Source organism: Streptosporangium lutulentum (genome assembly GCF_030811455.1).
Taxonomy (GTDB): Bacteria; Actinomycetota; Actinomycetes; order Streptosporangiales; family Streptosporangiaceae; genus Streptosporangium; species Streptosporangium lutulentum.
On the sequence record NZ_JAUSQU010000001.1, the window covers coordinates 6,292,950 to 6,316,365 of the forward strand.

Here is a 23,416-nt window from a genome sequence, read left to right on the forward strand (position 1 = left end):
TGTCCGGGCCGGTTCGACCTGATGGGAGACCCCTTGACGACCGTTGACCACGATCAGACGGCGCTGGACGAGCTCTACCGCGACTTCTCCGCCGCCAATCTCATCCCCCTGTGGACCACCCGGGCCGACCTGATGCCCCTCAGCCCGCAACCCGCCGCCGTCCCCTACGTGTGGCGCTGGTCGGAGCTGTACCCGCTCGCGCGGCGTTCAGGTGATCTCGTACCGGTGGGGCGCGGCGGCGAGCGCCGGGCCATCGCCCTGTCCAACCCGGGGCTTCCCGGCACGCCGTACGCGACCCCCACGCTCTGGGCCGCCATCCAGTATCTCGGCCCGCGTGAGACCGCTCCCTCGCACCATCACACCCAGACCGCGTTCCGGTTCGTCATCGACGGCGAGGGGGTCTGGACCAACGTCGAGGGAGACCCGGTGGCGATGCGCCGGGGCGACCTGCTGCTCACCCCGAGCTGGGCGTTCCACGAGCACCAGAACACCTCCGACCAGCCGATGGCCTGGATCGACGGGCTGGACATCCCCCTCGTCCAGCAGCTCGACGCCGGATTCTTCGAGTTCGGGCCCGACAAGCCGGGCACCACCGAGACCCCGGACCGGTCTCGCAACGAGCGGCTCTGGGGACATCCCGGGCTCCGTCCGATCGGGGTGGCCGACCAGCCCAGCTCCCCCCTGATGGCGTACCGCTGGGCGCACACCGACGCGGCGCTGACCGCGCAGCTCGAACTGGCCGACGAGGGGCACCCGACGACGCTCGAACCCGGTCACGCCGGGGTGCGCTACAGCAACCCGACCACCGGCGGGGACGCCCTGGTGACCATGCGCACCGAGTTCCACCGGCTGCGGGCGGGCGTCCGCACCGCACCGCGGCGGATCGTCGGCTCGGCCGTCTGGCAGGTGTTCGACGGCGAGGCGGCCGTCACCCTGGGCGACAACCGGTTCACGGTGAAAAAAGGCGACCTGTTCGCCGTGCCGTCCTGGTGCGAGTTCTCCCTTGAGGCCTCGACCCAGGTGGACCTCTTCCGATTCAGCGACGAACCGGTGTACGACGCGCTCGGTTTCACCAGGCTGGCGCAGCAGGCGGTCGAGGGGCGGGAGGCCCGATGAGGCTCGCCACCATCCGTGTCGGAGACACGACGCGCGCGGTGCGTCTCGACGCCGACGCCGCGGTCGAGCTCGGTGCGGCCGATCTGGTCGAGGTGCTCCGGCGTCCCGACTGGCGCACCTCGGCGCGCGAGGCGGACGGCCCCTCGCACTCGCTCGGCACTCTGGACTACGCCCCGCTCGTCCTGGCGCCGGAGAAGATCTTCTGCGTCGGGCTCAACTACCGCAACCACATCCTGGAGATGGGCCGTACGCTCCCCGAGCATCCGACGCTCTTCGCGAAGTTCAGCCGTGCGCTGGTCGGCGCGTACGACGACGTCGTGCTCCCGGCGGCCTCCGGGGAGATGGACTGGGAGGCCGAGCTCGCCGTGGTGATCGGGGCCCCGGTCAGGAACGCGGACCCCGCCGAGGCGAGGGCCGCGATCGGCGGCTACACGGTGCTCAACGACGTGACCGCCCGCGACTGGCAGTACCGCACCCTGCAGTGGCTGCAGGGCAAGACGTTCGAGGCGACCACCCCGATCGGGCCGTGGCTGGTCACCGACGACGAGGCGCCGGCCGAAAGCGCCGAGCTGTCCTGCGAGGTCGACGGCGAGACGGTGCAGCGGGCCGACATCGGCGACCTCGTCTTCGGGCCGGCGGAACTGGTCTCCTACATCTCGCGGATCGTCACCCTGATGCCCGGCGACGTGATCGCCACGGGGACGCCGGGCGGGGTCGGGCACGCCCGCAAACCCCCGCGCTACCTGGCCGACGGCTCGGTGCTCACCACGCGGATCGCCGGGATCGGAGAGTGCCGCAACATCTGCCGGCAGGAGGTGCGATGACGGCCGTGGCCCCTCTGGTCGCGTGGGCCCGCGAGGGCACCGAGCTCTTCGAGCGGACCGTGGCGGGGATCGATGACGCGGACCTGAACGCGGCCTCGGCCCTGCCGGGCTGGCGGCGCGGCCATGTCGCCGCGCACGTGGCGAGCAACGCGGACGCTCTGGTCAACCTGCTGAGCTGGGCCCGCACCGGGGTGCCGTCACCGATGTACGCCTCGCCCGAACAGCGCGCGGACGACATCGAGAAGGGCGCGGGGCTTCCGGCCGAAGAGCTGCGCGAGAAGCTGTCCGCCGCGAACGCCCGGTTCGGCCGGGCGCTCGCGGCGATGCCCGAGGACGCCTGGGACGCGCAGGTGCGGACCGCTCGCGGCCGTACCGTCCCCGCCTCCCAGGTGCCCTGGATGCGGGTCCGGGAGGTATGGGTGCACACGGTCGACCTCCTCGCGGGCCCCGGCTTCGCCGATTTCCCCGCGCCTCTTCTCCGCGCGCTGACCGACGACGCCGTGCCCGGCTTCTCCGGCCGCCCGGACCTCCCCCACGTGGCTCTCCGCGCGACCGACGCCGAGGGACACTGGGAGATCGGCGCGTCCGGCGGCGCCCCCGTGGCGGTCTCCGGGAACCTGGCGGACCTCACCGCCTACCTGCTCGGACGGCCCGTCCCCGGCCGGCTCGAAAGCGCCGCCGAGAGCCCGCCGTCGTTGCCGAGCTGGCTCTAGCCGCGGCCCCCGGCCGGTTCGGGACCGCCGCCTTCGAGCCGGTCCGGGGCCGCGGCCCCGGACCGGCTCGAAGAGCATCACGGGGGAGACCGCGCCCGGCGCCCTGACGATGACGCCGAACAGGCGGGCCGCACCGGCCTCGCGACTGCGCGTCGCCGTGCCGGCCGAACCGATGACGTACGGTGGAGATGAGTCCGACAGGTGTTCTGGACGGCGAAAAACATCGCGGACACGTCTGCGCTCCACGAACACCTGGCACGATACGCGCGGCGCTCGGCTGAGCGCCGTCCGGCCGGTATCGGCCCGTCCCGCCGTCCGGCGGCGGAGCCCGTACAGGAGCCGAGGAGTCCTCATGCCGCGACATCCCATCGATTTGGTGACCTCCTCGAACGAGGAGGAGGTCCTGATCGTCGGCGCGGGCGTCGCCGGTCTGGTGCTCGCACTCGAACTGCACGACGCGGGAATCGGCTGCCGCGTCTACGAGGCCGTGCCCGAGATCGGCGCCGCAGGGGTGGGCATCAACCTGCTGCCGCACGCCTCACGGAACCTCCACCGGCTCGGCCTCGGCGACGAGCTGGGCAGGGTCGGCGTCCTCACCGAGGAGTCGGTGTTCTTCAACCGGTTCGGCCAGCTCATCTACCGCGAGCCCTCGGGCCGGCACGCCGGCTACGAGCATCCCCAGTACTCCATCCACCGCGGCGACCTGCACGACGTCCTGCTGGGCGCGGTGCGGGAACGGCTCGGGGAGGATTCGGTGCTGCTGGGCCACCGGTGCGTCCGCGTCGATCAGGACGAGGACACGGCGACCGCCCGCTTCCGCTCCGGCGACGACGCCGGGCTGCCGGCCGTCCGCGCCCGGATGGTGATCGCCTGCGACGGGATCCACTCGGCGATCCGCAAGCAGTTCCATCCGGGCGAGGGCGGCCCCCGCCACTCCGGCATCAACATGTGGCGGGGTGTGACCCGAGGCCGGCCGTTCCTCTCCGGAGCGAGCATGGTGCGGGCCGGCTGGATCGACCAGGGCAAGCTCGTCGCCTACCCCATCAGGAACCTCGCCGACGGCACCCAGCTCCTCAACTGGGTGGCCGAGATCAGGACGCCCGCCGGCGAACAGCGGGACTGGACCCTGCGGGGCCGTCTGGAGGACTTCGTCGGGGCGTTCGAGGACTGGCGTTTCGACTGGCTGGACGTGCCCGCGATGATGCGCGCCTCCCAGACCGTCCTTGAGTATCCGATGGTCGACCAGGACCCGCTGGAGCGGTGGACCTTCGGCCGGGTGACCCTCCTGGGCGACGCTGCCCACCCGATGGTGCCGCGCGGCTCCAACGGCGCGGGTCAGGCGATCCTCGACGCGCGGGCGCTCAGCCGCCACCTGACGAACTCGCCGGACACGGTGACGGCGCTTCGCGCGTACGAGGCGGAACGGCGGCCGGCGACGACCCGGGTCGTGCTGGCCAACCGGAGCACGCCGCCCGACCTCATCCTTCACGAGGTGTGGCAGCGGACCGGCGACCGGCCGTTCACGTCGATCGAGGATGTGATCGGGACCGAGGAACTCGCGCGGATCTCACAGCGGTACAAGGAGGTGGCCTGCTACTCGGTCGAAGCTCTGGCGTCCGGCGGCTGACCGGCGGGGTGAACCTCGCCGGGCCTGCCGGAAGGTCGCCGCCGTGACGGGGCCGGGTCAGGCCGGGGACATCACCTCGTACAGGTTGCGGAAGGCGTCGGCGAAGAACAGGCCGCGGGGGCAGAGGGGGTGGTCGATCCGGCCGTTGTCGGGGTGGGCGGGGTCGTTGCCGTAGGGCACGCCCGCCGCGCGCAGCCGGGCCAGGATCCGGTCGAAGGTCGCCGGATCCACGTCGAACACCAGGTGGTGTCCTTGGGGTTCGTCCACGGCCATGAAGTCGAGGGTCAGTTGCTCGTTCACGCGCACGGGGGCGAAGTGACCTGTCCGGCCGGCGGGCGGCAACCGTTCCAGACCCATGATCGAGGCGAGGAACCGGGCGGCCTCACGGTGGTCGGTGGCGGGGACGATGGTGTGGTTCAGGGTGATGGTCATCGCGGAAGCCCGGGGTCGTTGAGGGCGCCGTGCAGGAGGACGTCGACGATTTCCTGTGGGGTCAGCTCCGGGGCCTCATCGTCTGCGAGTCGGCGACGCTGGGTGAAGAGCATGCTCAGGAAGATCGAGGAGAGCTTTTCCGGATCCAGGCGCAGGGTGGCCCGGTCGGGTTCGATCAGTTCGGCCACGCCGTCGCGCAGCTCGCTCATCAAGGCCCCCCGGCCGCTCGACGCCGGCCGCTCCTCGGTGGTCTGGCGACGGTGGCCGAAGGCGTGCAGTGTTCCGATCACGGTGCCCATGCGTTCCAGGTGGGCTCGCATGGCCTCGGCCGCCTCGGCCAGTCGCACCGCGAGCGGCTCGTCGAGGGAGATGGAGGCCAGTTCGTTCAGCACGTGGCCGGGGCTCATCGCCTCGGCCAGGCACGCGGTGAGCACCTCTTCCTTGTCGGCGAAGGCCCGGAAGATGGTGGCCTCGCCGATGCCCGCGGCCCGTGCGATCTGACTCGTGGTGATCGCGGCGCCGTACTCGGCGACCAGCGGCAGGGCCGCCGCGACGATCATCGCTCTGCGCTGTTCGGGGCTCATTCCCGGCGCTCGCCGCCGGGTGGGGGAATCTGTCATGACGCCACAGTACGGAGTGAGCGCTCACTCCGTCAATAAGGAGTGAGCGCTCACTCCGCACTGATCCCGGTGAATTTGAGAACTCCGCGAAGCGATCAGACACGACCGGTACGGCCGGACCCGCAGAAGCCCGTACCGGTTCCGGCCCCTTCACCAGAAATTTCATGAAAACGCGGTCGGCCGTGTCGATCCGCGCCCCTTGGAGTCGATACCTCATTAGGTTCGACGTGACAGATCGACTACACGGAAGAGGCGATGTGCCATGGACATGAAGCTTGAGCTGGTGCCGGTTCCCGTCACGGATGTGGACCGCGCGAAGGCCTTCTACACCGAACAGCTCGGCTTCAACGCCGACCTCGACCAGAGCTTCGGCGAGACGTTCCGCGTGGTGCAGCTGACACCTCCCGGATCGGCCTGCTCCATCTGCATCGGTGTCGGGATCGTCGACACGGCGCCGGGCTCGGTTCAGGGCCTGCACCTGGTCGTCTCGGACATCCACGCCGCGCGGAAGGAACTCGCCGAGCGGGGGGTGGAGATCGGCGAGGTCGAGGACATGACCGCCCCGGGGAAGCCGACGGTCTCGTACGCGGCCTTCAAGGACCCCGACGGCAACGGCTGGACCCTGCAGCAACTCCCCTACTGATCAGCCGGCGGGGCGTGACCATCCTGGTCCGCGGTCTGCGGAGTTCTCCCGGAACGGAGGCGTGGAGACGCCCGCGACGCGGTTCGGATCCGTCCGGCCGCCCGCGGGCCCTACGAGATCCGCCCCTGGCGTTCGTCAGACGGCTGGTCACACGCGCATCGTGGCCGGACTTTAGTACGCCCCCAGCGCCTGAACAAGGTCGGCGGCCAGAAGGGATGCCGACAGTGCAACGGTCTCAGGTTCACCGATTCCTTCCTCAGCGCGTCCGGCCATGCTCGGGCCGAGCGCGTCCGGCCCGACCGCGAATAACTTGGCCAAATACTCGATGGCTTGGTTCGTTGTCTCACCACTGACTGGATCGCAACGCAGGACCTCCAACGCGGAAACCAATTCGACGGTGTCAACGCCGATCAGGATGCGGTATGTGTCGTGAGCGTCCTTGTCGTTCAATCGCCCTGGCGAATCAGCGGCACGTTCGGCGATCTTGTGGAGCTTGGCGACCAGCAATGCCGCCGGCCCTGCGACTCTGACCCGGTACGTACGCGGGTCGGTCAGCTCAAGGGCGGCAACCTCCATGACCGTATTGTCGACAACGGCGGCTTCGAGACCACGGGCACGGCGGGCAACCCGGCGGTCATGCGGTGGGATACGAGCTCGACGTGCGCCTTTCGAACCGGGTCCTGCCAGAACCTCGGGCACCATCAGATCGACGGGGATTCCCTCGGGATTGAGCCATCCGCCCGGCTGCCCCTTGACCAGGTCAGGGTAGAAGCCCGCGCGGCTCATGGCTTCCTCCAGGAGCGGGTCGTCGTCGAGCTTTCTGGGATCGAGCGCGAGGTCACTATCTTTGGTCGCCTCAGCGAGCGCGACAGGAGACCCCGCCGTGCGCAAGTAAATGGCCTGTGCACCGATCACGATCACCGCGTCTCGATGAGCGTCCAGCGCACCTAGGGCATCGAGAAGAGCTGAACGGGATCTGACGAGGATGTCGCCTTTATCGCCGCCATGTGGATTCATTCAAGTTCATCCATTCAATGAGTTCTTCGGCTTCGGATGGACTGCGCCCGGGACCGGTCATCAAGTCGACGGCGACCTGGGTCGGTGCCGCAATCGTGAGATCGGAGACAGTGGTGAGCGTGCGGGTAAAGACGACGTCGCTATCAGGCTTGGCCAACATCACGTTCGCCCCGGCATCGGCAGAGCGAAGGCCCCATAACCGCACGGCTTGATCAACATCTGTTGTGTAGATCATTGCGGAGCGGGCCGGCGCATATGCAGCCCATTCGGCAGCAGCCAAGGTCCCCGTCACGGCGTACTGAACAGGGCTACCCGCCGCACGCTTCACAAGATCGGCCAGACCTCTCGGCGCTATCCATCGCGTGACGTGGTTGTCTCGTACGAACCCGTAGTCACCACTCCAGCGCCGCAACAACGCAACCCAGTCAGGCACGACCGTTGCGCCCGAGTCGTCTCGTATCGCCAGTTCTTCGCCCTGCAGGAATTCAATCACCCGATAGGTCGACCCCGTGGAAACGCCAGCAACATCGACCAGTTCGCGAATCGCCCATGATCTGTCGTAGTCCAGCAGCGCACGCACGACCTTCGCGGCCGGAGTGCCCTTCAACGTCCCCCGCGGTCTACCGGGACCGCGCCACGGATCACGATCGGCCCCTCGATCCGCGATGTACAGTCCGGGACTGGACACGTTCAGAAGCACGTTTCCCGTCGCGTCGGCGTAGGACAAGCCCGCATCGGAGAGCCGTTTGCGCACCGGCGGCGACAGGTATCTGGCGACGACCACGCCGCGGACACCGGGAACATGCTGCACGAAGCGCTCTAGTTGATCCCGCATCGCGGCAACGTCGCGCCCCTCCACCAGTTGTTTGACCGCCAGCGCCAAGGTGACCGAGGTTCCATCCGGCGCCGTCACAGCTAAAAGCGCATCGGAGCGATGATCAGGAATCATCTCGCCTTCTCGCAGTCGTGTCGTCCATCCCGCGGGCAGTCGATCAGCCAGAACGGCCATCACCGCCTGTAGAACATCTGCCTCACTCCGAGGTCGCAGCGGTGCCTCCATGCCCTCCACCTTTCGTACGTTCAGGAAATATCCTATCTCCGCAAGCGGCGGAAAGCTGCTATTTCCCGAACGTCCGCCTACGATCGATGTACGGTGCACTCACGGAAAGTTTTGCTTCCGCGCAGCTCTGAAGCCGACCAACCACCTAATGCGCCAAGCGCTCGGCCGTCGGAGGAGTGGATGATCTGGAGTGCGCGGATCCAGATCACAGGCGTGGAGTTCAGATCGAAAAGACGAGTCGCTGCATGAGACTGACCGCACGACAGAGCCCCGATCACTCCCTGTGCCTCAGCGAATGCAACCTCTTCGGGTCTCACGGTAGCCGCAGACACGAGCCGGTCGCCTTGAATTGAGGCTTCTTCCTACACGGCAGCTCTTTGAAAACAGTCCGTGAAACCGGATTTCCCGTCTTTGCCGTACTCACCTGGAGCCGGTTCACGACTTCCACGCTGGCAGCCTCAGCCGCAATGCCTCTGCTGCTCGCAGGACTCATGCTCGCCAAGGACCATATCGATCAAGGAACTGGCGGAATGTCTCAGCCGCGCGGCGATCCTGGAGTTCGCTCTCCATACCCAAGATCGCATGTGATGCCGGGCTCCCAAGACCAAACCTGGAAGACAACGGACGTCGGTTGTTCCGAGGCTGTTCCGATCGCGCGAAACCTATGCGGAACGATGATCACTTAAGGATAAGCGTGAGACAACGAACCCCGCCCACGATCGAATCGAGGCGGGGTTCCGACTGCTCGACGGCTACTTGAGGAGCTGCCTGGCCATGACCATGCGCTGGATCTGGTTGGTGCCCTCGTAGATCTGGGTGATCTTGGCGTCGCGCATCATGCGCTCGACCGGGTAGTCGCTGGTGTAGCCGTATCCGCCGAGGAGCTGGACGGCGTCGGTGGTGATCTCCATGGCGGCGTCGGAGGCGGCGCACTTGGCGGCGCTGGAGAAGAACGTGAGGTCCTTCTGCGGCTCGCCGTGCATGGCCAGCTCCGACTTGGCGGCGGCGGCGTAGGTGAGCTGGCGGGCCGCCTCCAGCTTCATCGCCATGTCGGCGAGCATGAACTGGACGCCCTGGAACTCGGCGATCGCCTTGCCGAACTGCTTGCGCTCCTTGACGTAGCCCACCGCGTAGTCCAGTGCGCCCTGGGCGATGCCGAGTGCCTGGGCGGCGATGGTGATGCGGGTGTGGTCCAGGGTGGCCAGGGCGGTCTTGAAGCCGGTGCCGGGGTCGCCGATCATCCGGGAGGCCGGGATCCGTACGTCCTCCAGGATGACCTGGCGGGTCGGGGAGCCCTTGATGCCGAGCTTCCTCTCCTTGGCGCCGAAGCTGACCCCCTCGTCGTCCTTCTCCACGACGAACGCGGAGATGCCCTTGGCCCCGATGCCGGGCTCGGTCACGGCCATCACCGTGTAGTACTCCGACACCCCGGCATTGGTGATCCACATCTTGGCGCCGTTGAGCACGTAGTGGTCGCCGTCGGCCACGGCGCGGGTCTTCATGCCTGCGGCGTCGCTGCCCGCCTCCGCCTCGGACAGGGCGTAGGAGAACATCGCCTCACCCCGCGCGACGGGGGCGAGATAGCGCTGCTTGACCTCCTCGGAGGCCGACAGCAGCAGCGGGACCGTTCCGAGCTTGTTGACCGCGGGAATAAGAGAGGAGGAAGCACAGGCACGCGCCACCTCCTCGATGACGATGACGGTTGCGAGAGCATCCGCCCCCGTTCCGCCATACTCCTCGGGAACATGTACGGCGTGCAGGTCGGCCGCGACGAGCGCCTTGTAGACATCCCAGGGGAACTCCCCTGTCTCGTCCGCCTCGGCGGCACGAGGAGCGATCTTCGCGTCGGCGAGGTCGCGGACGGTCTCCCTGAGCATCTGGTGCTCTTCGGGCAGCGAATAGAGAGGGAAGCTCATGGGAAAATAGTAGGACGTCCAAGGAAGTATGGACCGCTCCATCCAATGTGATATGTGTTGCTCCTGTTTGCCCAGGTGGAACAGGGCAAGTGTCAGATGCCGGTACTCTGTCGGCAAAGAATTGGGCAGAAACCGAAGGGAGCACCTGTGGCCTACCGCCTGACGATGGTGGGAACCGGATACCTCGGTGCGACGACATCGGCGTGCATGGCCGAGCTGGGCTTCGAAGTCCTCAGCCTCGACGTGGACGCGGAGAAGGTCCGTCGACTCCAGGCCGGGGATCTGCCCATATACGAACCTGGTCTCGAAGAGATCCTCAGGCGCAACCTCGCCAACGGGCGACTGCGCTTCACCACCTCCTACGAGGAGGCGGCGGCCTTCGGTGACGTGCACTTCCTGTGCCTGGGCACCCCGCAGAAGCCGGGCGAGTACGCGGCGGACGTCTCCTATCTGGAGTCCGCCATCGAGTCGCTGGCGCCTCACCTGAACCGCGAATGCCTGATCGTCGGCAAGTCCACGGTCCCCGTCGGCACCGCCCAGCACCTGGCCGACAAGCTGGCCAGGCTGGCGCCGATCGGCTCGGGAGCCGAGCTGGCCTGGAACCCCGAGTTCCTCCGCGAGGGCTTCGCCGTGAAGGACACCCTGCACCCCGACCGGATCGTGCTGGGCGTGGCCTCCGACAGGGCCGAGAAGATCATGCGTGAGGTCTACGCCTCGATGATCGAGGCGGGCACCCCGATGGTTATCACGGACTACCCGACCGCCGAGCTGGTCAAGGTGGCCGCCAACGCGTTCCTCGCCACCAAGATCTCTTTCATCAACGCGATGGCCGAGGTCTGCGAGGCCGCCCACGCCGACGTCAAGCAGCTGTCCCTGGCGCTCTCGTTCGACGACCGCATCGGCGGCAGGTATCTCAACCCCGGTCTGGGCTTCGGCGGAGGCTGCCTGCCCAAGGACATCCGCGCCTTCATGGCCCGTGCCGGAGAGCTCGGCGCCGACCAGGCGCTGACCTTCCTGCGCGAGGTCGACGCGATCAACATGCGCCGCCGGGCCCGCATGGTCGACCTGGCCCGCGAGCTGGCTGGCGGTTCCTTCCAGGGCTGCACCCTCGCCGTGCTCGGCGCCGCGTTCAAGCCCAACTCCGACGACATCCGCGACTCCCCCGCCCTCGACGTCGCCGTCAAGATCGGTCAGCAGGGTGGCCAGGTCACCATCTACGACCCCGTCGCCCAGGAGAACGCCCGCCGGGCCCACCCCGAGCTCTCCTACGGCTCCTCCGCCCTGGAGGCGGCCCGGGACGCCCATGTCGTGCTGCTGCTGACCGAATGGCAGGAGTTCATCGACCTCGACCCCGAGCAGCTCGGCACCGTCGTCGCCGCTCGCAAGATCGTCGACGGCCGCAACGCCCTCGACGCCGAAACCTGGCGGGCCGCCGGCTGGCACTACCGCGCCCTCGGGCGCCCGTGACCCCTGAGCACCGCAGGGGCCTGGGTCTCGGCTTCCTCGGTCTCCGAACGCTCCGAGGTCAGTTGTCGAACTCTCCGAGTTTCACGCCGCCGACGAACGCGTCCCACTCCGATCGGGTGAAGAACAGCTTCGGGCCGTCGGGATTCTTGGAGTCGCGCAACACATAGAGGGAGCCGAGGTCCGCCTTGTGCCCGGTGCCGGGTGCGTCCACCACGGCCACCTCGACGCATTCGCCGCCGTTGCCGCTGCTGAGGGACGCCTTGTGCCAGACGGCCTTGCTCAGGTCTGCTTCCATGTCGCCATCACCTTCCCGATGAGGTCGGCGGTCGCCCGACCGGGCAGGGCCTCCGAGCGGATCGCCTCGTAACGTTCACACGCCTCCGCCGGAGGCCGAGGACGGTCCTTGACGTGCCCTCCGGCGACGAACTCCACAAGCACAGTATCCGGGCCGCCTTCGACGCCCGCAATGACGAAAGCACCGGGCGGACCGGTGGAACGCCCGTCTCCCCGAGGTGACGAAGGCCACAGACGAGCGCTGACGGGCACGGACGGGCCGCGGATGGGCACGGGCGGGCACGGGCGGGCACGGGCGGGCCGCGGATGGGCACGGGCGGGTACGGGCGGGCCGCGGTCGGCCGTACCCGGCTCGCGGAGGCCGTATTCGGGCCCGGCCGAGCCGGGCTCAGCTGTCCGGGTTGGGAATCCGGACGAACAGCGCCGTACCGCCCTCCACGGGACTCGTGATCTCAAGCCTGCCGCCGAGCGCCTCGACACGGTCCCTGAGACCGATCAGCCCCGATCCCTCCGCGGGGTTCGCTCCCCCGACCCCGTCGTCGCAGATCGACAGCCGGAGGTTCCCCTCCCCCACGTCGAGATCGACGGAGACCACGGACGCGTGTGCGTGCTTGGCCGCGTTCGTCAACGCCTCCGACACGACGTAGTAGGCGGCCACCTCGATGCGCTCCGCCAGGCGCCGGTCGGCGACCACGTTGAGCTCGACCGGGACGACGGAGCGGCGCGCGAGCGTCTTGAGGGCGGGCCCGAGGCCACCCCTGGAGAGGACCGCCGGATGAATGCCCCGCGAGATCTCCTGGAGATCCTCGGCGGCCCCGGCCAGCCCCTGGGCCGTATGGGAGAGCTGTTGCCTGAGCTTCTCCAGTCCGGGCGGCGCGGCGGCCTCCGCCGCGCGCAGTTCGAGTCCGAGCGTCACCAGGCGCTGTTGCGTTCCGTCATGCAGATCGCGCTCGATGCGGCGGCGGGTCTCGTCGGCGGCCGCGACGACACGGGCGCGGGAGGCGGTCAGTTCGGCCCTGCCCTCGGCATTGGCGACCGCCGTCGCGACGAGCTCGGTGAAGTCCGTCATGCGCTCCTCGCTGTCCTCGGGCTGCGGCCCGGGATCGATCGAAAAAACGATCAGCGCGCCCCACAGACGTCCCTCGACCACGATGGGGCAGCCGACCGCGGAGTTGACCCCCCGCTCGCGCACCCACGTGGCGATCTCGCCGCCACCGTCGTAGTGGTCGATCCGCGCAGGCTTCCCCGACCGCAGCACCAGTTCCGCGACGCTCCCGTCGTCGACCGGCCAGCGCGAGCCGTTGGGCGGCAGCCGTTCGGGAGCGCCGGGATCGGCCCAATGGCCGACCACGGTCATCGTTCCGTCGGACTCGTAGCGGATCATCCCGCTGTACTGCGTTTTCAGGAGGTGGCCCATCTCGGCGGTGACCGCGTTGAAGACCTCGGGCGGCTCCACCCCGCGCGCGACGAGCGTCGCGACGCGCCGCAGCGCGGCCTGCTCCTCCGCGATTCTGCGGAACTCGTCACGACTCGCCTCCAGCGAGACCCCCATGGTGTTGAACGCGACTTCGAGCTCACCGATCTCGCCGGCGCTGGTCTCGGGCATCCGCGCGCCGAGGTCGCCGGCGGCGAGCCGGCTCGCCACGACGGACGCTCTCCGGACCGGTCCGACGATCGCCCGCGTCAGGTACGCCGCGAAGGCGACGGTGAGGAGAATCGACCCCGCGAGCCCGGCCGACGCCCCGGCGATCGCCTGCTGAGAACGGGCTTTGGCGACATCCTCACGCTGCCTGAGGATGGAGCGCGCCACCTTCTCATAGCGGTCGAACTGGGCCCTCAGCGTGTCGACGCGTCGCATCCCCTCTTCGTTCGCCTCCAGGCTCCACGCGTAGGGGTCGTTCCGCCGTGCCGCGTTGACCAGCGGAATCGAATAGTCCCGGATGAGGGACTCTCCCCCCTGGATGATCTGCTGAGCCAGGACCCTCTCCTCAGGGCTGAGGGAGAATCGCGCGAACTCCCGTGCCTGTCCGGGAAAGGCGGTCCGGGCGTCTTCCCATGGCTTGAGGAAGTTCTCCTGCCGGGTGATGAGGAAGCCTCGCTGGCCCGTCTCGAGGTCGACGATCAGATTTTCGACGATGCCTGCCTCGACGAGCGCCGTCCGGGTATATCTCCTTTCGTCAACGGCCTCGTTCAGGTCGATGATCGCCCACAACAGCATCGCGAAGGCAACGCCGGTCAGCAGCGCGAGCAGACCGCTCGCGCCGACCATACGGCGCGTCAGTCCAGCTCTCCCGTTCGTCCTCGGTCGGATCCTGCTTGACGTCCATGCCCTCATGATTCGTCCCGCCGGCTAACCACCTAGAGAAAATCGGACAATAATGGCTAAAACACCCAATGATATCAGTCTACGGTGATGGAGAGCGGTGGACGACAGCCGGACGCGGATAGCGGTGGCGGACGACGACGTCCTGCTCCGCGAGGGAATCGCGAGCCTGCTTGAGCGGTCGGGGTTCGAGATCGCCGGCCAGGCCGGAGACGCGTCGCAGCTCCTCTCCCTCGTCCGGGAGAGTGAGCCCGATCTTGTCGTCGTCGACATCCGGATGCCCCCCGCCCACGAGACCGAGGGGGTCGAGGCGGCCCGGGTGATCCGCGAGGAGTTCCCCGAGATCGGAATCCTCCTGCTGTCGGCGCACATCGAAGTCGAGCAGGCGATGGAGTTGCTCGCCACCGGACAGCGGATCGGTTACCTGCTCAAGAGCCGGGTGACCGACGTGGCCGACTTCATCGAGACGATCAAGCGCATCGTCCAGGGCGGCTCCGTCATCGACCCCGGCCTCGTGCACGAGCTCATCGGGGCCCGCCGCAGGAACGACCCGCTGGAGCTTCTCACCGAGCGCGAGCACGAAGTACTCGCGCTGATGGCGGAGGGGCGTTCGAACGCCGGTATCGCCCACCAGCTCTGGATCGCCGAGGGCACCGTCGAGAAACACGTGCGCAGCATCCTCTCCAGGATGCGGCTGCCGGAGACCGAAGACGATCACCGGCGTGTCCTCGCGGTCCTCACCTTCCTCGGATCACGCTAGCGGGACGCCCTTCGAGCCTGAATCGCCGTCCCCGTCGCGGGTAAGCCCGGTCAGCGCTGTGCGGAGGGGCCGTCGGCCGGCAGGCTCCCGGCGCCCGCGGCCCCGAGGATCTCACTGATCGCTCTTCCCGAGAGACACGACTTCGGCAGGAACGCGACCGCGGGGCTGGCCGCGATCATGTCCACGAAATCCTTCTCGGCGTACGCCGAGATCAGGATCACGCGCGATCGCTCCTCGCATCCCGCTCTCGCCAGTTGCCGCGCGAGATCGAACCCGCTCTCCTCCCCGAGGCCGATGTCGACGAGCGTGACGTCCGGCCGCAACTCGCCGGCCCGCCGAAGGGCGTCGGCGCATGTCGACGCGACGCCGACGACCACGATCCCCTCTCGTTCGAGCAGGCCGCGAGCGACCTCGAGAAAGCGATCGTTGTCGTCGACGATAAGACAACGTAGGGCCACGGCCTCAGGATCGCAGTAAAAAGCCGGTCATGCATTGCAGCTAGCAGGGATGCCGGAGGTTCCGCTGGCATGGACCCGAAATGGAGGCTGCCCGCGAAGACAACGGACGCCGGAAACCGGATCGTTGAAGTCAGAAGCAGCTGACAGATCCGCCTGAGAGATCCGTCGCCCCTCGGAACCGGGCGCGGGCCGGTGAGAACAACCGGGAGATCACCGCGACGGGTCTCAGTGGCCGGAGGCGAACATGTTCAAGAACCGATTCCGCGGACGTTCCGCAAATACGTACGGCTGCGCGGCCTCCTCGAACTGGGAGATCCGCGCGGCGGACGGTGCCCGTCCCACCTCACGCGGGCCTCGGCACCCGTCACCCGAGGCCGGCGGTACGGCCCGGCCCGAAAACGCGGGCCGACCCGACACCGCGTGGGAGGAGCCTCACCCGGTCAGTCGGGAGCGGGGCACGACCGAGTGTCCGCACGAGTCGCCGTGCCCGTCCTCGGACGCCCCCGATCACGACGCCGCCCGGCTCGTGGCCTCTCATCCGGAACAGGGGTGGGGGCTGCTCTGCAACGGGGTGGTGGTCTTCGACGACACCGGCGAACTCCTGCCCGACGGCCGCAGTGTTCCCGCCCATCGCGGCGACCCTGGACGGGCCGCATGAGACCGCTCGTCGCTCTCGTCGCTCCGCGGATGAGCGCCCAGGTGCCTTTGCCCATCGCGACCACGCTCAGGGACGGCTACGCGCACGCCTGCTGCCGGTTCAGAACCACCGTCCACCACCTCGGCGGACTCGCCGTTCGCAACTTCCGGGAATTCGCCGGCTCCGCCGAGAACCCCGGCGTCCGAAAGGTCTCATGGTCGCTCTCCCCCGTCTCCTCCTCGGTCCCCGACGCACGGCACCTGGTCCGCGGCCAGCTGGCCGCCTGGGGAGCCGACAGGCAGAGCGAGATCGTCGAGTTGCTCACCAGCGAGCTGGTCACCAACACGCTGCGCCACGCGTGGGGGCCGATCCTGCTCGTGCTCTCCTTCCAGGACGGAACGCTGCGCTGCGAGGTCGAGGACGCGAACCCCGCCCTGCCCGGTTTGCGCAACGCCCGCGACGACGAAGAGGGAGGCCGCGGGCTGCTCCTGCTCGACCTGCTGTCCCAGCGCTGGGGGAGCGACCACACGCCCACGGGGAAGACCACCTGGTTCGAGCTGCCCGTACACGCGTCGCCCGACGCCCCACGACGGCCCGGGACACGGATGACGGACCCTCCGGAAGCCTTCCCGGACCACCCGGAAGCCCCTACCCGCTGAACGACCCGCCGTCGACGGCCTGGCCCGTACGGACAGACGACAGGAGTCTCACAGAATGCGCCGGATCCAGACCCGCAAGTCCCCGAGGCGTCCCGTCAGGGTCACGCTGGACCTGCGAACCCCGTCGGGGAAGCCGCTGCCGTACTGAACGTCCCCGGCCGGACGACCGCCCGGGGACGGGTCAGCCGTGTGAGCCGGCCGCCCAGATGGCGAGCCGCAGATCGCGGGCCCTGGTGAAGTGCTTCGCGGCGAGATCCTCGGCGAGGTCCGGGTCCTGCGCGTCGACGGCATCGACGATCGCCCGGTGCTCGGCGTTCGCCTCGCGCCACCGCCCCGGCTGCGACAGGGTCGTCGCCGGGTAACGAGCGAGGTGGAGATCAAGACGCGTGAGCAGGTCGATCAACGACTCGTTGTGCGTGGCTCGCCACAGAGCCCGGTGCAGGTCGCGGTTGGCCTCCACCAGCTCGATCTCGTCTCCGGTGTCGAGGCGCTCCAGGCGGTCGGCGACGCGCCGCATGGTGATGACGTCGATCGGGGAACGGCGGATCGCGGCCGTTCTCGCGGCCATGGCCTCGAGCACGATCCTGGTCTCGTAGATGTCGAGGATCTCCTCGGGGCTCCGTTCGCGAACCACCAGGCCGCGGTCGGTGCGCAGTACGAGCCCGTCCTGCTCCAGCCGCGTGAGCGCCTCCCGGATGGGGGTGCGGCTCACCTGGCACCACTGCGCCAGGGGGGTCTCGACGAGCTGCTGGCCGGGGACCAGCTCACCGGTGAGGATCGCCTGCTTCAGCCGCTCGTACGGCGAGGGCCGGCGGTCGTCGACCGGTGCAGCCGAGGGAGGAACTCGAACGGCCATTTATGTCCCTTTGGAGGCATCGGCGCACGCGCCCATACGCGTACACAGGAGTACACAGGTCATGCCAGGCTAGACGCACTCTTGGAAGAACCTGCTCGTCCAGAGGTTGGATTCGTTCCTCCCAGAGGGGAAAGGTTAGCCGGAAATCACGGGAAAGGTGATCAGCTCCGCCATCCCCGCGACGTGAGACGCCGCTCGACGACGTCGTCCGGTGTTCCGCCCACCGGAACCCCCCGGAGATCCTCGACCGTCCGGTACGGTCGCCGCCCGAGCCTCGCCCCGCCCCGCCCGGGGCCGCGCGCCGCCGATTCTCCTGATCTTCTCCGAAGCCCTACTGCCGGCCGGAGCTGTGGAAGCGGGCGCGGTAGGAGGACGGCGGCACCCCCAGATGGCGGTGGAAGATACGGCGCAGCGACTCCTCGCTGCCCAGTCCGGTACGGCCCGCCGCGGCGGTGACCGTCTCCCCGGCCTCCAGGAGGGCTCGCGCGGCCTCGAACCGCACCGACTCCACGTAGGCGGCCGGAGTGCTGCCGATCTGGCTGCGGAAGAGCCGCGTCAGGTGGCGGACGCTGAAGCCGCCCCGGACCGCCAGGGCGGGGAGCGAGTGGTCGGCCGCCGGATCGGCGACCACGGCGTCGAGGAGTTCGCGCAGCCCGTCGTGACGGGGTTTCGGCGTGCGGGCCGCCACCGAGAACTGGGACTGGCCGCCGGGACGCTGCAGGAAGACGACCATGTCCTTGGCCACTTCCCGGGCGAGGCCGGCTCCGCCGTCCTCCTCGACCATCGCGAGGGCCAGGTCGATTCCGGCGCTGACGCCGGCGGAGGTGAGCATCCGGCCGTCACGGACGTAGATCGCGTCCGGTTCGACCTCGACGCGCGGGTAGCGCCTGGCGAACACGGTCGTGTGCCGCCAGTGGGTGGTCGCGCGCCGGCCGTCGAGCAGTCCCACCTCGGCGAGCGCGAACGCGCCGGTGCACACCGAGGCGATCCTGCTCGCGCCGGCGGTCAGCGCGGCCACCCCGTCGAGTGACCCCGGAGGAAAGGCTCCGCCGGGCAGGTCTTCGCTGCCGGGGACGATCACGGTGTGGGCGCCGGCGATCTCGGACACCGCGGCGCTCACCCCGATCCTCAGTCCGGTCGAGGTCAGGACGTCGCACCCGTCCGGCGAGCACAGGGTCACCGGGATTCCGGCGGTGGCGAACACCTCCAGGGGGCCGGTGACGTCGAGCAGTCGCACGCGGTCGTAGGCAAGCATCACGATGCTCATACTTTTCATCCTAATGACCGAATCTATGGGGTATCCGTCCAGATAGACATGGCCCGCCATACCGGCACTTGGAGAGCATCGAAGGGACACCACACGTTCACGAACCTCCCGCAAGAAGGAGTCGGAAGATGTCCACTCGTATAGCGGATATTGAAATTCCCGACAGCTCCCTGGTGAAGGCCGCCACCGACCTGGTCGGCGAAGCGGCCCCGCCGCTCCTGTTCGACCACTCCCGGCGAGTGTTCCTGTTCGGTTCGCTGGCCGGCATCCGGCGGGGACTCGACTACGACCCCGAGCTGCTGTACGTCGGCGCGATGTTCCACGACCTCGGCCTGACCGAGACCTACCGGACCGCCGACCAGCGCTTCGAGATCGACGGCGCGGACGAGGCGCGCCGCTTCCTCAAGGAGCACGGCGTGCCGGATGACAGTGCCCGCATCGTGTGGGAGGCGATCGCTCTGCACACCACGCCCGAGGTCCCGTACCACATGGCTCCGGAGATCGCCCTGGTCACCACCGGGGTCGAGGCGGACGTCCTGGGCATCGGCCTGGGCGAGATCCCGGAAGAGGCCCTTGCGGAGATCGTCGCGGCCCATCCCCGCCCCGACTTCAAGCGCCGTATCCTGGCCGCCTTCACCGAGGGCAACGACTACCGGCCCCGGACGACCTTCGGCAACGTGAACGCGGACGTCCTGGAGCGGTTCGCCCCCGGCTTCGTCCGCCCGAACTTCGTCGAGATCATCGAAAACTCCGCCTGGCCCGAATGACGGCATCCGCCCGGCTTGATCACGGTGCGCCCGCCGTCCGGCGTCAGCGAGACGATCCGGAGCTCACACCGGCCTCGGCGGGCCGGTGATCATCACCGGCCCCCAGGCTTCCGAACACCGCCAGCACGGCCATCGTGAGTCCAAGAACGACGCGTAGCGCGTTTCTCATGGCAAATCTCCTAAAAGGTGAAGATCATGTCCTCTTCCCTCATAGGGCTTACCTATCCGCTACGTTTTCCGTCGGGACTCACGCGCCTGAAAGGCCGGGCCGCCGCGGGCCGGGCCTCAGCCGCCGAGTTCGGCGGCCTCGGCGCGGAGCCTAGCGCCCTTGGCGTGGGCCTGCTCCTTGAGGGCGACCTGGAACTCCTCCATCTTCGCCCGCAGATCCGCCTCGGCGGAGGCGAGGATCCTCACCGCCAGCAGGCCCGCGTTGCGGGCGCCGCCGATGGCGACGGTGGCCACCGGAACCCCGGCGGGCATCTGGACGATCGAGAGCAGCGAGTCCATGCCGTCGAGGTATTTCAGCGGGACCGGGACACCGATCACCGGCAGCGGGGTCACCGAGGCGAGCATGCCGGGCAGGTGGGCCGCTCCCCCCGCCCCAGCGATGATCACCTTCAGGCCGCGCCCGGCGGCCTGCGCGCCGTACGCGATCATCTCCTCGGGCATGCGGTGCGCGGAGACCACGTCGGCCTCGAATCCCACCCCGAACTCGGCCAGCGCCTCGGCGGCGAGCTTCATCACGGGCCAGTCGGAGTCGCTGCCCATGACGATGCCGACGGTGTTCATATGATCTCCTCGCTCCGCGGCTCTCGGGCCGCGTTCGCCATGATGGTGTGCCCGGCCGCGACGGCGCCCATCGGCCCGCTCGCTCCTGACGATGTGCCGGGGGCCGGCCCGCCTACGTGTATCTTCCCTCGGAAAGGTAGACGGCGGCGTGCTGAGCCCGCGCCCGGACCTCGTCCAGGTCGGTGCCGAAGGCGGTGACGTGGCCGATCTTGCGGCCCGGCCGCACGTCCTTGCCGTAGAAGTGGATCTTGATCCCCGGGTCGTGGGCCATCACGTGCTCGTAACGGGAGAAGATGTCGGGGTCGTCCCCGCCCAGGAGGTTGGCCATCACCACCACGGGGGCCGACAGCGAGGGCGAGCCGAGCGGAAGGTCGAGGACGGCGCGCAGGTGCTGCTCGAACTGGGAGGTGCGGGCTCCGTCGATGGTCCAGTGGCCGCTGTTGTGCGGGCGCATGGCCAGCTCGTTGACCAGCAGGCCGGAGGCGGTGGCGAACATCTCCACGGCCAGCAGCCCGGTGACGTCCAGCTCCTTGGCGATCTTCAGGGCGATCCGCTGGGCCACCGCGGCCTGCTCGGCGTCGAGCCCGGGCGCGGGGGCGAGCACCTCGACGCAGATGCCGTCGCGCTGGACGGTCTCCACGACCGGGTAGCTGACGCCCTGCCCGTGCGGTGATCGGGCGACCAGCACGGCCAGCTCCCGCTCGAACGGCACGAACGCCTCGGCCATCAGCGGCACCCCGCCGGCCAGGACGTCGGCCGCGTCCGCCGCGGACTCGCAGACCCAGACGCCTCGCCCGTCGTAGCCGCCGCGTACCGCCTTGAGCACGACCGGCCAGCCGTTCGCCCCGGCGAACTCCTCAAGGTCGGCGGCCGTCTCGACGCGCCTCCAGGGCGGGCACGGAACGCCGATCGCGGTCAGCCGCTCGCGCATCACGGCCTTGTCCTGGGCGTGCACGAGCGCGTCGGCGCCGGGCCGTACGGCGAAGCCGTCACCGGCCAGCGCCCGGATGTGCTCGGTGGGCACGTGCTCGTGGTCGAAGGTGAGCACGTCGCATCCCTTGGCGAAGTCGCGCAGGTCCTCCAGGGCCCGGTAGTCGCCCAGCCGGACGTCGGCGATCACCCGCGCGGCGCTCTCGTCCGGAGAGTTCGCCAGGACCCGCAGCTCGATCCCCAGGGCGATCGCCGCCTGCTGGGTCATCCGGGCCAGCTGGCCCGCTCCGATCATGCCGACGACGGGTCCAACGGGACTGGCCAAAGAAGGGCTGCTCACGACGGTCAAGTTTACCGGCCCTCGTACGGCGTCAGTCCGGAGCACGGGTGTCCTGCGGCTGCAGGGCCGCCGGACGGGAACGGGGTCAGTCGGCCGTGAGGGCGGCGAGCCCCCGGCGCAGGGCGATCGTGGACATCTTGGTACCACCGGTGATCTCGGTGGCGACGAGCACGACCTCGGTGCCGGTCAGCGCGGCGGGCTTGGCCTTGCCGGTGAAACCGCGCAGATCACCCCTGCCGTAGATCGGATGAGACAGCGAGGAGCGGCCCGGACGGGCCTTCTGCCGGTATTCGATCTCCAGGGCGTGGATGACCAGGGCTCCCCCGTCGGGCAGCAGCAGTGCCCGCTGCGGGCCGACGACGAGTCGGACGTCGGCGGTGAGGCGGTCGGGCCGCACCTTCTCCGGCCGCCGGAAAAGGTCGTCGGACAGCTCACGGACGGCGTCCCCCTTGGGGAAGGACACCCCGCTCACCCCGGCGGGATCGGTCAGGTAGGCCAGGTAGCGCTGCGGGGCCAGGCGGGCCTTGACCCCGGTGCTGGGATCGTCGGTGGGCACGGCGCCCTCGATCGGCTCGCGCGACTCGCCTCGCACCGGGATGGGGCCCGCGCCGACCCGCCAGTTGTCGCCCTCGTTGACGAACAGGAAATAGGCCGGGTCGGGCTTGCGGGCCAGGGCGACGAACCAGCGATCCTGATCGGCCGCGTCGGGCAGGAAGAACTCCGGCTTGGTGTATCTCTTCCGTGCGGGAGCTGGGCGGCCGTTCCGGGTTGCCTTGCAGGCACGACCGCCCAGCGTACTCTCCGCCCAGGTGGTCAGCCTCTCGACCGCCGCGCAGTCCCGCTTCTGCCAGGCGTCGTCAAGCTGCTTCAGCACCGCGAAGGCGTCCATCGCCTCGGCGAGCTCCACACGGGCGGGTGTCTTCGGCGACGGCTCGGTCTCGGGGATCGTGACCTGACCATCGGTTTGCGCACCGCAACCGGCCATCAAGGAGAGAACGAAGATCAAAGCGAACAGTCGGCGGTGCAAGGGTTGGTCCCGTGGTTCGTGGCCGTCGCGTGCGGCGATCCGTCTGGACCGATCGCAGAAGGCGAGCCTCCCAGGAGGTTCCCTGCGATCCGTGGGGCCAGCGTAACGTCATAGACCCTGACTTATCCGTCACTGTGTGACATTCATCTAAATGTTCTTGTATGACCGTTATGCCCTGCGGCTGGCCGACCTCGTGCCGAGTGACCCGTACACCGGATAGCCTGGCTGGAAAGCATTCAGGTCCTCCCGCCGGGGGATCGGCGGCCGACCTGGAAAGGACCGTGCAGAAGACGTGGAGTTCCTTCGACACGCCTACGATCGGCTCGCCGGCCTGACGCGCGAACTGGCGAAGTTCGGAACCATCGGGGCGATCGCCTTCGTGGTCGATACAGGCAGTACCAACCTGTTCCGCTTCGGCATCGGCTGGGGTCCGCTGACCTCGAAGGTCCTGGCCACGGTCATCGCCGCCACCCTCGCCTACCTCGGCAACCGCTACTGGACGTTCCGCGACCGGGAGCAGAACGGGCTCGCCCGCGAATACTTCCTGTTCTTCCTGCTCAATGGCGTGGGCCTGCTGATCTCGCTCCTGGTGATCGGATTCGTCACCTACACCCTGAACCTCCACGACGCCCTGAGCTACAACATCGCGCTGCTGGCGGGCACCGCCCTCGCGACGCTGTTCAGATTCTGGTCCTACAAGAAGTGGGTCTTCCTCGCCGCCACCGAGGAGCCGCCGAAAGAGCTTCCCAACGAGGCCGGACGGGTCCTGTGACCCTGCCTGCCCGGCCGGATCGCGCCGGGCGGCCCCGGCTGACCCGCGGGGACGAGACGACCCCGTGAGGTGAGGCCGGGCAGGTCCGCCGACCGCACGGGT

At 68.8% G+C, this 23,416-nt stretch carries 23 protein-coding genes and 1 pseudogene; 11 read left to right on the forward strand and 13 right to left on the reverse strand.

What is annotated here, in order from left to right; genetic code table 11:
• Window positions 1-33 precede the first annotated feature (33 nt).
• The 4 genes from J2853_RS27915 to J2853_RS27930 all read left to right on the forward strand — a co-directional run bounded on the left by J2853_RS27915 (window position 34) and on the right by J2853_RS27930 (window position 4,280).
• Window positions 34-1,116, forward strand: a complete 1,083-nt coding sequence (locus J2853_RS27915; protein WP_307563042.1) for a cupin domain-containing protein — start codon at window positions 34-36, stop codon at window positions 1,114-1,116.
• Window positions 1,113-1,940: a fumarylacetoacetate hydrolase family protein gene (locus J2853_RS27920; protein ID WP_307563044.1), complete on the forward strand. Its 828-nt coding sequence runs from the start codon at window positions 1,113-1,115 to the stop codon at window positions 1,938-1,940. The genes J2853_RS27915 and J2853_RS27920 overlap by 4 nt, the downstream gene beginning before the upstream one ends.
• Window positions 1,937-2,653, forward strand: coding sequence for a maleylpyruvate isomerase family mycothiol-dependent enzyme (locus J2853_RS27925; protein ID WP_307563046.1), 717 nt, complete (start codon window positions 1,937-1,939; stop codon window positions 2,651-2,653). The genes J2853_RS27920 and J2853_RS27925 overlap by 4 nt, the downstream gene beginning before the upstream one ends.
• A 352-nt stretch (window positions 2,654-3,005) precedes the next feature.
• Entirely contained in the window at window positions 3,006-4,280 is a 1,275-nt protein-coding gene (locus tag J2853_RS27930) for a flavin-dependent oxidoreductase (protein ID WP_307563048.1), read from the forward strand.
• 57 nt (window positions 4,281-4,337) lie between these two features.
• On the opposite strand, the gene J2853_RS27935 is transcribed toward J2853_RS27930, so the two are convergent.
• Together J2853_RS27935 and J2853_RS27940 are read right to left on the reverse strand one after the other, a co-directional pair.
• Window positions 4,338-4,712, reverse strand: a complete 375-nt coding sequence (locus J2853_RS27935; RefSeq protein WP_307563050.1) for a VOC family protein — start codon at window positions 4,710-4,712, stop codon at window positions 4,338-4,340.
• Entirely contained in the window at window positions 4,709-5,332 is a 624-nt protein-coding gene (locus J2853_RS27940) for a TetR/AcrR family transcriptional regulator (RefSeq protein WP_307563051.1), read from the reverse strand. Before J2853_RS27940 ends, J2853_RS27935 begins: the two co-directional genes overlap by 4 nt.
• 262 nt (window positions 5,333-5,594) lie before the next feature.
• Between J2853_RS27940 and J2853_RS27945 the strand changes: the two genes are divergently transcribed.
• Window positions 5,595-5,975, forward strand: coding sequence for a glyoxalase superfamily protein (locus tag J2853_RS27945; protein ID WP_307563053.1), 381 nt, complete (start codon window positions 5,595-5,597; stop codon window positions 5,973-5,975).
• Between the two features lie 171 nt (window positions 5,976-6,146).
• Here J2853_RS27945 and J2853_RS27950 read toward each other — a convergent pair whose 3' ends face one another.
• The 3 genes from J2853_RS27950 to J2853_RS27960 form a co-directional block, all read right to left on the reverse strand.
• The gene (locus J2853_RS27950; protein WP_307563055.1) at window positions 6,147-6,992 is read right to left on the reverse strand and encodes a hypothetical protein; all 846 of its coding nucleotides are present in this window, start codon (window positions 6,990-6,992) and stop codon (window positions 6,147-6,149) included.
• Complete coding sequence (locus J2853_RS27955) at window positions 6,970-8,052, reverse strand: hypothetical protein (protein WP_307563057.1); 1,083 nt, start codon at window positions 8,050-8,052, stop codon at window positions 6,970-6,972. Before J2853_RS27955 ends, J2853_RS27950 begins: the two co-directional genes overlap by 23 nt.
• A gap of 752 nt (window positions 8,053-8,804) precedes the next feature.
• Window positions 8,805-9,968 carry an acyl-CoA dehydrogenase family protein gene (locus J2853_RS27960; protein WP_307563058.1) on the reverse strand — a complete coding sequence of 388 codons (1,164 nt, stop codon included), beginning with the start codon at window positions 9,966-9,968 and terminating at the stop codon, window positions 8,805-8,807.
• A 165-nt stretch (window positions 9,969-10,133) separates the two neighbouring features.
• Between J2853_RS27960 and J2853_RS27965 the strand changes: the two genes are divergently transcribed.
• Window positions 10,134-11,435, forward strand: a complete 1,302-nt coding sequence (locus tag J2853_RS27965) for a UDP-glucose dehydrogenase family protein (protein ID WP_307568853.1) — start codon at window positions 10,134-10,136, stop codon at window positions 11,433-11,435.
• 58 nt (window positions 11,436-11,493) lie between these two features.
• Here J2853_RS27965 and J2853_RS27970 read toward each other — a convergent pair whose 3' ends face one another.
• The gene (locus tag J2853_RS27970) at window positions 11,494-11,730 is read right to left on the reverse strand and encodes a DUF397 domain-containing protein (RefSeq protein ID WP_307563060.1); all 237 of its coding nucleotides are present in this window, start codon (window positions 11,728-11,730) and stop codon (window positions 11,494-11,496) included.
• Window positions 11,731-12,117: 387 nt separating this feature from the next.
• Complete coding sequence (locus tag J2853_RS27975) at window positions 12,118-13,998, reverse strand: CHASE3 domain-containing protein (protein WP_307563062.1); 1,881 nt, start codon at window positions 13,996-13,998, stop codon at window positions 12,118-12,120.
• Window positions 13,999-14,152: 154 nt separating this feature from the next.
• Between J2853_RS27975 and J2853_RS27980 the strand changes: the two genes are divergently transcribed.
• Window positions 14,153-14,812 carry a response regulator gene (locus tag J2853_RS27980; RefSeq protein WP_307563064.1) on the forward strand — a complete coding sequence of 220 codons (660 nt, stop codon included), beginning with the start codon at window positions 14,153-14,155 and terminating at the stop codon, window positions 14,810-14,812.
• A 50-nt stretch (window positions 14,813-14,862) separates the two neighbouring features.
• Here the strand turns inward: J2853_RS27980 and J2853_RS27985 are convergent, their stop codons facing one another.
• Complete coding sequence (locus tag J2853_RS27985; protein WP_307563066.1) at window positions 14,863-15,270, reverse strand: response regulator; 408 nt, start codon at window positions 15,268-15,270, stop codon at window positions 14,863-14,865.
• Between the two features lie 466 nt (window positions 15,271-15,736).
• On the opposite strand from J2853_RS27985, the pseudogene J2853_RS27990 reads away from it, so the two are divergent.
• Window positions 15,737-15,928, forward strand: a pseudogene (locus J2853_RS27990) (DUF5999 family protein); the annotation flags it as partial.
• A gap of 41 nt (window positions 15,929-15,969) precedes the next feature.
• The gene (locus J2853_RS27995; protein WP_307563067.1) at window positions 15,970-16,566 is read left to right on the forward strand and encodes an ATP-binding protein; all 597 of its coding nucleotides are present in this window, start codon (window positions 15,970-15,972) and stop codon (window positions 16,564-16,566) included.
• 181 nt (window positions 16,567-16,747) lie between these two features.
• Here J2853_RS27995 and J2853_RS28000 read toward each other — a convergent pair whose 3' ends face one another.
• Together J2853_RS28000 and J2853_RS28005 are read right to left on the reverse strand one after the other, a co-directional pair.
• Window positions 16,748-17,422, reverse strand: a complete 675-nt coding sequence (locus J2853_RS28000; RefSeq protein ID WP_307563069.1) for a GntR family transcriptional regulator — start codon at window positions 17,420-17,422, stop codon at window positions 16,748-16,750.
• Window positions 17,423-17,753: 331 nt separating this feature from the next.
• Window positions 17,754-18,689 (reverse strand): GlxA family transcriptional regulator, encoded by a 936-nt coding sequence (locus J2853_RS28005; RefSeq protein WP_307563071.1) that lies wholly within the window; start codon window positions 18,687-18,689, stop codon window positions 17,754-17,756.
• Window positions 18,690-18,817: 128 nt separating this feature from the next.
• Between J2853_RS28005 and J2853_RS28010 the strand changes: the two genes are divergently transcribed.
• A complete protein-coding gene (locus J2853_RS28010; RefSeq protein ID WP_307563073.1) occupies window positions 18,818-19,456 on the forward strand; it encodes an HD domain-containing protein in 639 nt (212 codons plus the stop codon).
• Between the two features lie 285 nt (window positions 19,457-19,741).
• On the opposite strand, the gene purE is transcribed toward J2853_RS28010, so the two are convergent.
• The 3 genes from purE to J2853_RS28025 form a co-directional block, all read right to left on the reverse strand.
• Window positions 19,742-20,245: a 5-(carboxyamino)imidazole ribonucleotide mutase gene (gene purE, locus J2853_RS28015; RefSeq protein ID WP_307563075.1), complete on the reverse strand. Its 504-nt coding sequence runs from the start codon at window positions 20,243-20,245 to the stop codon at window positions 19,742-19,744.
• A 112-nt stretch (window positions 20,246-20,357) separates the two neighbouring features.
• A complete protein-coding gene (locus tag J2853_RS28020) occupies window positions 20,358-21,470 on the reverse strand; it encodes a 5-(carboxyamino)imidazole ribonucleotide synthase (protein WP_370879537.1) in 1,113 nt (370 codons plus the stop codon).
• Window positions 21,471-21,600: 130 nt separating this feature from the next.
• Complete coding sequence (locus tag J2853_RS28025; RefSeq protein ID WP_307563079.1) at window positions 21,601-22,422, reverse strand: hypothetical protein; 822 nt, start codon at window positions 22,420-22,422, stop codon at window positions 21,601-21,603.
• 412 nt (window positions 22,423-22,834) lie between these two features.
• Between J2853_RS28025 and J2853_RS28030 the strand changes: the two genes are divergently transcribed.
• On the forward strand, window positions 22,835-23,314 hold the full coding sequence (locus J2853_RS28030; protein WP_307563081.1) for a GtrA family protein: 480 nt from the start codon (window positions 22,835-22,837) through the stop codon (window positions 23,312-23,314).
• Window positions 23,315-23,416: the final 102 nt, after the last annotated feature.